Origin of the sequence: Streptomyces similanensis (assembly GCF_039543625.1) — a bacterium.
GTDB classification, from domain to species: Bacteria; Actinomycetota; Actinomycetes; order Streptomycetales; family Streptomycetaceae; genus Streptomyces; species Streptomyces similanensis.
This window is the reverse complement of record NZ_BAABKC010000156.1, coordinates 1-8,762: the sequence shown is the minus strand read 5'-3', so window position 1 is coordinate 8,762 and position 8,762 is coordinate 1. Positions and strand designations below refer to the sequence as shown.

Below are 8,762 nucleotides of genomic sequence, written 5' to 3'. Positions count from 1 at the left end.
CCGAGCCGAATCTGTCTGGACGTACCTCTCGCTGGCGGCCCACATGGCCTTCTGACCAGCGAAAAGGGTTGCTCTGTTCCTCGTAGCACTCTGTTGAGTTTTTCTCGGTACACCGGGCTCGGTACAGCTCCGAGGCGGTCCGGTGTCGCCGTTTTGGGCATGGGTGTGCCGCAAAAGCGCAGGCAATAGCCCTGCAATACGAACAGTCTGGTTCGTTCGCATTGACTGGACAATGCCCGTGGCGATGATGTTGGCACCGAGAGTGGGCGACGTCAAGCCCATCGTTCTGATGGTTTCCATTGACTGGACAATAGTGATCGCGGCGGGTACATATGGACCCCATGAGGCCGACGACACCGATCTACCAACGCATCGCGGACGATCTCCGCGCGCAGATTGCCGATGGCACGCTGCCCCCCGGCAGCAAGCTCCCGACAGAGGCCGAGCTTCGCGAGAAGTACGGCACCAGTGCGCGGTCCACCGTGCGTCAGGGCTTGTCGTTGCTGGTCAACGAGGGGCTGATCATCCCCCGCCGGCCGAAGGGCTACTTCGTCCGGGAGATGCGGCCGAAGGTCTACCGCCCGCAGCAGGAGTTCCGGCGCAAGCCGCCGGAGGTCGACATCTACACCCACCTGATCGCCTCGGAGGACGGGCGGGAGCCCAGCCAGGACATCGAGGTTGCCATCGTCCAGCCGCCCAAGGCGGTCCGAGACCGTCTTGGTCTTGCTGAAGGCGTGACGGTCGCCGCCCGCCGGCGCACCCGCTACCTGGACCGGGAGCCGTACGACCTCAACGACTCGTACACCACGCTCTCCCTCGTCGAGGGCACCGACTGGATGACCCCTGGAGACGTGGCCCGGGGGACCAATCAGGTGTTCGCCGAGCTCGGCAAGGAGCTGGTGGCCGCCCTAGACGAGATCTACATCCGCATGCCCACGCCGGAAGAGGTTCGGCGCCTGCAGCTTGGCCCCGGCACCCCGGTCGCCGAGCACATCGCCACCACGTTCACCGAAGGCGACGAACCGGTACAGGTGACCATCAACATCGTGCCGGGGGACCGGAACGTCATCGTCTATGAGCGGATCAAGAATCCGGAGGACTACGAGGCCCGGCCCCGCTTCCCCTGGGGAGCCGAGAAGTGATCATCGCGCATGCGGAGGAGGCCGATCTGCCTCGGCTGCTCAAGTTCCGCACCGACACTGCAGGCTGGCTCTCTGCACAGGGCATCGACCAGTGGTCGAACCCCTTCCCGCCTGAGCACATACTCGCCAGCATCCGCGCGGGCGAGGTCTACATGATCAAGCCGTTCCGAAACGCTGACGCGTGCGCCACGGTCACCCTGGACCGCGACGCCGATCCGCGGCTCTGGACTCCGGATGAGCGCTCCGAGTCGGCCCTCTATGTGCACAAACTGACCGTTGACCGAGAGTTCGCCGGTACTGGCCTCGGGACACGCATTCTCAACTGGGCGGGTGATCAAGCTGCGGCCGCAGGTGCCCAGTGGCTTCGCCTCGACGCCTGGACGACCAATCCGCGGCTCCATGCCTACTACCGCCAGCAGGGGTTTCGGCACCTCCGGACCGTCACGGAACCTGGCGTCGTCTCAGGCTGGGTGGCCCAGCGACCGGCACGACTGAACCCGAGCCACGGCTTGTTTGAGGAGGCCGACACTCCGGAATCGGCTGGCTGACCCCTAGTGACCGCCGGAAGGAGGAAGATGTCCCGCGAAACGCAAACAGGCCCCCGTGGGGGCCTGTCGATCGCGCTCGCCGGTTGTGGTGGTCGGCGCCGCGATCAAGCACCTGAATGGGAGGTGCCTGCGATGGTCAGCAGGCTACGCGTACCCACTGTCAGTGGGCCAGCGGGACACGGCGACACGCCGATGGCGGCCCGTGCTTCCCGTGTGGCGGGACGGCCTCGCAAGTTCGCGCCCGGAGAACGGGATCTCGGAGTATCCACGCCGGAAACCCGGTACAACACACCACCGGTGTCCGGCACGATCTTCGGATGCGATCACGCGTCATACCAGCTCATCGGCGTTTTTCCCAACCGGCGGAAGGGCCGCATCATGTCCGTCATGACTGCTCGCGCCCCGTAACGCCGAGGGCCGCCCCTGCGCCAACAGGAGCGGCCCTCAACTCAACAACTTGACTCAGTCCCCGGCCCACGAAGCCACAGCTCCTGAGTCGTACGTCGGCGGTAACGCCGGGCTCCCGACCCCATCGGGGCCCGGTCACCACCAGCCAGAGTAACCCGGTTCGCTAGCAAAATGCAGCACCGCTGAGGTGCCCGTCCGGTTACCTGTTGATGATCACCGACGTGCGGCTCTCTACCCCGATTGGGAGAGTTCGCACCCCATGCACCACCGGCAGCACCGCCCCCGCCGGCTCGCCTCCGCGGAGCCCGCGACGGTAACCGTCGCGACCGCGTACGAAGGCGCCGTGATGATGACTACGAAGTGCCCTAACCATGCTTTGACCTGCCCCGATGGGGGTGTCCGCTTTGGCGGCTACAACGGCCGCGTGATGATTACGCCCGTATCCGAGAGCTCCGCCAGCACCGCGGCCGCCGTGGCTGCCAAGGTGGTGGCCTGATGAGCGACCAGCTGACCGACCCGAACGCGGCCGACGAGACAATCGAGGTCACCCTCGGCCGGCGCGCTCCCTTCAGCCAGCTCGGCGACTGGGTGCTGTTCTCCGGCGTGGACTCCGACGCCCGGACCCTGTACTGGGGCCTGTCCGCGCACATCAACACGAGCGAGCGTAGCGACAACGAGGTCTGGCCGGGCCTGGCCACGTTGGCGCGGATCCTCCAGCTGAAGAAGCCGGAGAACGTGTCGAAATTCATGCTGCAGCTGGAGGTCATCGGCGCGGTCGAGGTCGTGCGCACGATGGTCGGTCTGGTCCGGCGGAACCGGTACATCGTCCACCAGACGCCGCCGGCTTCCCACACGGGCGCACGGTCGACGAGCGAGTGGTACGCGCTGAACCGGGGGCCGAAGGGCGAGACGCCCGAAGCCCGCAAGGAGCGCGAGGCCCAGTTCGACCGGTGGCTGATGGCGGTCCGCGACGCGCTCAAGGCCCACTGCGAGAAGGTCGCCAAGGCCCGCGCGGCCGCGAAGAAGGCGAAGGCCCCGATGCCGCCCGTCGAGCTGTTCGTGGCGCCGCTCCTCACTGACTTCCGTACCCCCTCGGCAGGGGGTACGGCGCGACCTGCACCGATTCAGAAAACCGCAGGTCAGCCCGTACCCCCTGGCCAGGGGGTACGTACCCCCTGGCCAGGGGGTTCGGTACCCCCTGGCCAGGGGGTTGAACGAGACCAACATCAACTAGACCAATCTCTCTCTCCCGTCCCGCCCGCCTCAGAGCACCCGGCCGACCCGGCCGACGTCACGGACGAGAGAGAGAGCAGCGCTGCGCGGAAGACGACCACGGCAGCCGCCGCTGCCGAGTCGGCTCCGGTGCCGGAGCCGCGCCAGGAGGACGACGTCCTGGAGCCGAAGGTCGGCAAGGTCGTCGAGGGGTACGTCCTGGCGCTGAACGGCGTGTACCCGATGCAGTCGGTCGTCCAGCGGCTCCGCACCGAGGCCCGCGAGCTGCTGGCGCTGAACTGGCCGGTCGAGCACGTCGCCAAGCTCGCCGGGCAGCTCCCGGGGCTGGGCTACTCCAGCCTGACCCGGCACGCCGAGCACAACCCGCCGCCGGCCCCGAAGGCGGCGCCCGGGGGAGCGGTGCCGTGGTGCGGCAACTGCGACTCCCCGGAGTACCGGTGGATCGCCCCCCGCGAGGGCAGTCCGCGCCGGTGCCCGGAGTGCAACCCCGCCGTCGTTCTCGCGACGGCCTGACCCCACCCGCACACAAAGACGGGCCGCCCCCTGGCCGGGGCGACCCGTTGCGATCAACCACATCCCGAAGCCACGGAACAGGAGACCGGAATGACCACGGTAGTCACCCAGCGCCCCGACCACCACGACGACGAGGGCCCCGGCAGCGGCTTCCACCGCTCCGTCCCGCCGCAGGACATCGAGGCCGAGCAGTCGGTGCTGGGCGGCCAGCTGCTCAGCCGCGACGCCATCGCCGACTTCCTCGGCTCGCCGATGAAGCCCGCGGACTACTACCGGCCCGCGCACGAGACGATCCAGCAGGCGATCATCAAGATCTACGGCGACGGCGAGCCCGTCGACCCGATCACGGTCGCCGCCGAGCTGACCAAGAGCGGCGACATCGCCCGCGTCGGCGGGCCCTCCTACCTGCACACCCTCGTCCAGGCCGTGCCCACCGCGGCCGCCGTGGAACACTACGCCGAGATCGTGCACGACCTGGCCGTACGCCGCCGCCTCATCGAGGCCGGTACCCGCATCCAGGCCATGGCCTGGTCCGGCGAGGGCGAGGTGGCCCAGGTCTCCGACGCCGCCCAGGCCGAGATCCACGCGGCCACCGAGATCGCCCAGGCCGCCGATCCCAAGCGCCCCGGCGAGGGCAGCCTGGCCTCCACCATCGACGAGCTGCAGGCGATCCAGAACCGCAATGGCGAGCTCACCGGGGTGTCCACCGGCTTCAAGGACCTCGACCTCCTGACCCAGGGCCTTCAGCCCGGCCAGCTGGTCGTCGTCGCCGCCCGCCCGGCCATGGGCAAGTCCACCCTCGCGCTCGACTTCGCCCGGGCCTGCTCGATCCGCGACGGCCTGCCCAGCGTGTTCTTCTCGCTGGAGATGGGCGTCTCCGAGATCAACATGCGGATGCTCTCCGCCGAGGCCCGTGTCGGCCTGCACAAGATGCGCGCCGGGAACCTCACCGAGGAGGACTGGAAGCACATCAGCCGCAGGACCCCGGCCATCGAGGCCGCCCCGCTGTTCCTCGACGACTCCGCCGACCTGACCATGCTCCAGATCCGCTCGAAGTGCCGGCGCCTGCAGCAGAAGCACGGGCTGAGCCTGATCGTCGTGGACTACCTGCAGCTCATGGAGTCCGGCAAGCGCGCCGAGAACCGTGTGGTCGAGGTCGGCCAGATCTCCCGGGGCCTGAAGAAGCTCGCCAAGGAGCTCGGCGTGCCGGTGGTCGCCCTGTCCCAGCTCAACCGCGGCTCCGAGCAGCGCACCGACAAGCGCCCCCAGGTCTCCGACCTGCGCGAGTCCGGCTCGATCGAGCAGGACGCGGACATGGTGATCCTGCTGCACCGCGAAGACGCCTACGAGAAGGAGTCGCCCCGCGCCGGCGAGGCCGACCTGATCGTGGCCAAGCACCGCAACGGGCCCACCGCGACGATCACCGTGGCGTTCCAGGGCCACTACAGCCGGTTCGTCGACATGGCTGCCGACGCCGCCTGACGGCTGTGGGATCTCAAATCCCGTGTCGGAATCTCACGGCGGATGTCGGATCGACGTCGGATACGACATCGGCCGTGAGACCGCCCAGGTCAAAGGGCCGGCAGCCGGAGCCGCTTTGCGCGGACCGTCGAGGATCCGACACGGCCGTGAGACTCCAGCGTCCGGCACGTCGTGAGACTGCGGATGAAGCCGCAGGTCATGACGACGGCACCCGACACGAACGGCGAGAACCTACAACGGCGCCGCCGCCTCGACCCTGCGCACCCCACCACAAGGAGAGCCCCAGTGGAGTGGATCGAACCATCCCCCGTCTTCACCATGGCGGAAGTCCTGGCCCGAAGCGGCGAGGCACCCGCCCACAGCCTCGGCCGCTCGCCGGGTCTGAGTACAGGGATCATCGGCCTGGACGGAGTGCTGGGCGGCCTGGAGCCCGGCACGCTCACCGTGATCGCGTCGAGGCCGGGTGTGGGCCGGAGCACCCTGCTGCAGAACATCTGCCAGTGGAACGCCGGCGGCACCCTTCCGGAACGCACCGGGTCTCCCAGCCCGGTCCCCGTCTTCCTCGCGTCGCTGGAACTGAGCACCGAGCAGATCGCGGTGCGTGCGATGGCCACTGCTGGCCGTGTGCCGCGCCAGCGCATCCGGAGCGGCGAGCTGGACGACGAGGACAAGCAGCGGCTGCAGGTGGCGGAGAAGGTCCTCATGGCAGCGCCCTTGTACGTGGCGGCGCCGGAGAAGATCACGGTGGAGGAGCTGGGTGAACACGCTCGCCGCATGGTGCGTGAGCGCGGAGTCGAGCTGGTGGGCGTGGACGGCCTGGAGGCTCTCCGGGGCCAGAACCGCCAGCCCGGCGACCTGGCCGACGAGCTGAAGGCCCTGGCCCGGGAACTCGGCACCCCCCTCGTGGTGACCGCCCGGCTCGCTCCCGGCCTGCAGCGGGCACCGGGGATGCCGAGCCTCGGCGAGGTCTGCGAGCCTGTCGCCTTCATCGCCGACACGCTCGTGCTGGTCCACCGTGAAGACCTCTACGCCTCCAACACACCGAGGGCAGGAGAAGCCGATCTGTTCGTCGCGAAGGCCAGGGGCACGAAGCCCGGCGTGGCTCCCCAGATCGCTTTCCAGGGGCACTACGCCCGCTTCGTCGACTACACCGTGGCCTGATCTCTGAGCCCGCGACGTTGTCCGCTCCGGCTGGCACAGTGTCCGCCGTAGTCATCACACCGGCCTCGCCCCCGGCGCGCTCCCGCGCCGGGGGCGCTGTCGATCCCGGCCCGCCCGAGAGGGCGCCCGGGCAACCATCGTCGGGCATACGGCGTCCCGAGTCGGGACAGCGCGCGTGTCCCGGCTCGGGACAACGGCTGTCCCTTCTCGGGACAAGCAATGGGCTCCACCCGGCCCGCCTGGCCCAGCCGGCTGCCGTGTGTCCGAGTCGGAACGCGGGATTCGTTCCGACTCGGAACTGGCCTCGTGTTCCGAACCGGAACGCCCCGTTACCACGACGCGGGTATTAACAGGCCGCTGCGCCTCCGGGCCGGGTGTTGGGTGCGGCTCGCACCGCACCCAACACCCCAGGTCAGGGCACCTTTCGTGCCCGTCCCGGCGTAAACGATCTTGACCCCCTCGCGCAGCGAGCCGAGGTCGTGACGCGCGCTGCCGACGGGGGAGAGCCGGGTAATCAGGGGTCATGGGCTCGACAACACCGGCCGGTAATGAGCGCAAGGGCCTGTTAATAGCTCAGTAGAGGGGGCTCGGCCCCGTCACCCATTCGGGTGACGGGGCCTCGCTGCGGGACGTCCCTGGGGGAATCAGTGCAGGTCAGAACATAGAAAGGAGCCCTTCGGGCACAACCTTCCAAGCCCCATCGGCTTCGCCGATGACCACAGACGCGCTTCGCGCGGCGGCTTACAAGAGCGGGGCGGGACGTCTCTGAGCGGCCCTGTGCGGCTCTCGGGGCCGGTTCGGAACTCCCCGACGCGGACACCGGGATAGGCGCTCCTGACCCCCTTCACGCGCCGTCTCGGGCCTGCTTCGCGTGATCCCTTCGGTGGCCGAATCGGGCATCCGCCCTGATGAGGCCTGCCTTTGGGGTAGATCATCCGCATATGTGATGCTCTCCGGCGGCCCCGTGCGGGCTTCCGTCCGCGATTCGCGGACATGGGCGGCGGGGCGGCAGGCTGCCCGGCATGGCGAAGACCGATCCCGAGGCCCGAGAGCAGCTCCTGCAGGACGCCGAGGCGCTGCTGCTGGCGAAGTACAGCGGCGGCCGCGACTGGCTCGACCCGGTCCGGGTGATGCACGCGGTCCGCGCGGCCGCCGACCGGTACGGCCTCGACGACGCCGAGCAGGCGGAGGTGCCGGCCGCCGACGTCCTGGCCGCGCTCACCCAGCTCGACGAGGCCCGCGCGGCGCTGGACACCCTGGAGCGCGACCTCACCCGGGCCGCACGGCGGCGCGGGGCGGTCTGGCAGCAGGTCGCCGACTCCCTCGGGCTCGCCTCCCGCTCCAGCGCCGAGAGCCGCTTCGTGCGCCTGGAGCGCGACGCCGCCACCTACCGCGGCGACCGCTACCCCGAGCGCCAGCGCGCCGAACGGGCCCGCGACCGGGCCGGTGCCGCCTGGTGCCGGGACAACGCGCCGCGGCTGCGTGCCGCCGTGTGGTCCCTGGCCTGCCTCGGCGACTCCTGGGCACTGCTGGCCCGCCACGCCTCCGCCGAGAAGCTCGCCGAGTGGCACCGGGAGCGCGACGGCCCCGGCCTCGCCGCCCGGCTGAACGCGCTGCGCCACATCCTCGACTCGCCCGGCGCCGAGAAACCCCCCGGCGCCGAGGCCCGCGCCGCCCGCGCCGAGGTCCTGACGCTCCTGGCCGAACTGCGCGCCGCCCGCCACAGCGTGAACGCCCCGGCGCAGGAATGGACCCACTGACCCCAACAGGTCTAACCGGCGGTGAACTGGGCTGCTGGTGAACGGGCGCCGTGCACCGGGCCCAACCACGGCGGCGCACGGCGCCTTCCTCACCCGCCGCTCGCCCGGTCCAACGCCGCCCCGCCTACGGGGTCACCCGCGTGGTGCCCGTGCTCCTGGTCCTCCTCGTCGGCCTCCGGCTCGGCGGGCCAGATGCCGAACGGGCCGGGCAGGCCGGGGCCGGCGGCGCCGAGCTGGGCGGCGCCGCCCTTGATCCGGTGGTGGTCACGGAACACGGCCGGGGTCTCCTGCGGGTCGGGGCTGTACCCCGTCATGGTGGCCCCGCCGGGGCGGCCGTGGGGCGGGATTCGCCTCCGGGCACGCCAAAGCCCCGTCCGCGAATCGCGGACGGGGCCGTGTTGGTCCTGTTGGGTCCAATAGGTCTGACCGGTGCTGACGGGCGTCTCAGCCCTGATCGGGGGTTGAGGAACATCGGAGCGAAAACCGGCGCTTGCACTCTCCGTGACGGCCGCCGC

7 protein-coding genes are annotated in these 8,762 nt (G+C 69.8%); 6 read left to right on the top strand and 1 reads right to left on the bottom strand.

Going from position 1 to position 8,762, the window contains the following annotated elements; all coding sequences use genetic code 11:
- Positions 1 to 341 precede the first annotated feature (341 nt).
- The 6 genes from ABEB07_RS38730 to ABEB07_RS38705 all read left to right on the top strand — a co-directional run bounded on the left by ABEB07_RS38730 (position 342) and on the right by ABEB07_RS38705 (position 8,247).
- The gene (locus ABEB07_RS38730) at positions 342 to 1,142 is read left to right on the top strand and encodes a GntR family transcriptional regulator (protein WP_345672736.1); all 801 of its coding nucleotides are present in this window, start codon (positions 342 to 344) and stop codon (positions 1,140 to 1,142) included.
- Positions 1,139 to 1,690 carry a GNAT family N-acetyltransferase gene (locus ABEB07_RS38725; RefSeq protein WP_345672735.1) on the top strand — a complete coding sequence of 184 codons (552 nt, stop codon included), beginning with the start codon at positions 1,139 to 1,141 and terminating at the stop codon, positions 1,688 to 1,690. The genes ABEB07_RS38730 and ABEB07_RS38725 overlap by 4 nt, the downstream gene beginning before the upstream one ends.
- Before the next feature lie 903 nt (positions 1,691 to 2,593).
- Entirely contained in the window at positions 2,594 to 3,844 is a 1,251-nt protein-coding gene (locus ABEB07_RS38720) for a hypothetical protein (protein WP_345672733.1), read from the top strand.
- A 90-nt stretch (positions 3,845 to 3,934) separates the two neighbouring features.
- Positions 3,935 to 5,326 (top strand): replicative DNA helicase, encoded by a 1,392-nt coding sequence (dnaB, locus tag ABEB07_RS38715; RefSeq protein WP_345672731.1) that lies wholly within the window; start codon positions 3,935 to 3,937, stop codon positions 5,324 to 5,326.
- 285 nt (positions 5,327 to 5,611) lie between these two features.
- Positions 5,612 to 6,487 carry a replicative DNA helicase gene (locus tag ABEB07_RS38710; protein ID WP_345672730.1) on the top strand — a complete coding sequence of 292 codons (876 nt, stop codon included), beginning with the start codon at positions 5,612 to 5,614 and terminating at the stop codon, positions 6,485 to 6,487.
- A 1,022-nt stretch (positions 6,488 to 7,509) separates the two neighbouring features.
- The gene (locus tag ABEB07_RS38705; protein WP_345672729.1) at positions 7,510 to 8,247 is read left to right on the top strand and encodes a hypothetical protein; all 738 of its coding nucleotides are present in this window, start codon (positions 7,510 to 7,512) and stop codon (positions 8,245 to 8,247) included.
- 89 nt (positions 8,248 to 8,336) lie between these two features.
- Here ABEB07_RS38705 and ABEB07_RS38700 read toward each other — a convergent pair whose 3' ends face one another.
- Positions 8,337 to 8,561 carry a hypothetical protein gene (locus ABEB07_RS38700; protein WP_345672727.1) on the bottom strand — a complete coding sequence of 75 codons (225 nt, stop codon included), beginning with the start codon at positions 8,559 to 8,561 and terminating at the stop codon, positions 8,337 to 8,339.
- Positions 8,562 to 8,762: the final 201 nt, after the last annotated feature.

Excerpts from the sequence above, each read along its gene's own strand:
- ABEB07_RS38730 (WP_345672736.1), top strand. The coding sequence starts at position 342 with ATGAGGCCGACGACACCGATCTACCAACGCATCGCGGACGATCTCCGC.
- ABEB07_RS38720 (WP_345672733.1), top strand. The coding sequence starts at position 2,594 with ATGAGCGACCAGCTGACCGACCCGAACGCGGCCGACGAGACAATCGAG.
- dnaB (WP_345672731.1), top strand. The coding sequence starts at position 3,935 with ATGACCACGGTAGTCACCCAGCGCCCCGACCACCACGACGACGAGGGC.
- ABEB07_RS38700 (WP_345672727.1), bottom strand. The coding sequence starts at position 8,561 with ATGACGGGGTACAGCCCCGACCCGCAGGAGACCCCGGCCGTGTTCCGT.
- ABEB07_RS38705 (WP_345672729.1), top strand. The coding sequence starts at position 7,510 with ATGGCGAAGACCGATCCCGAGGCCCGAGAGCAGCTCCTGCAGGACGCC.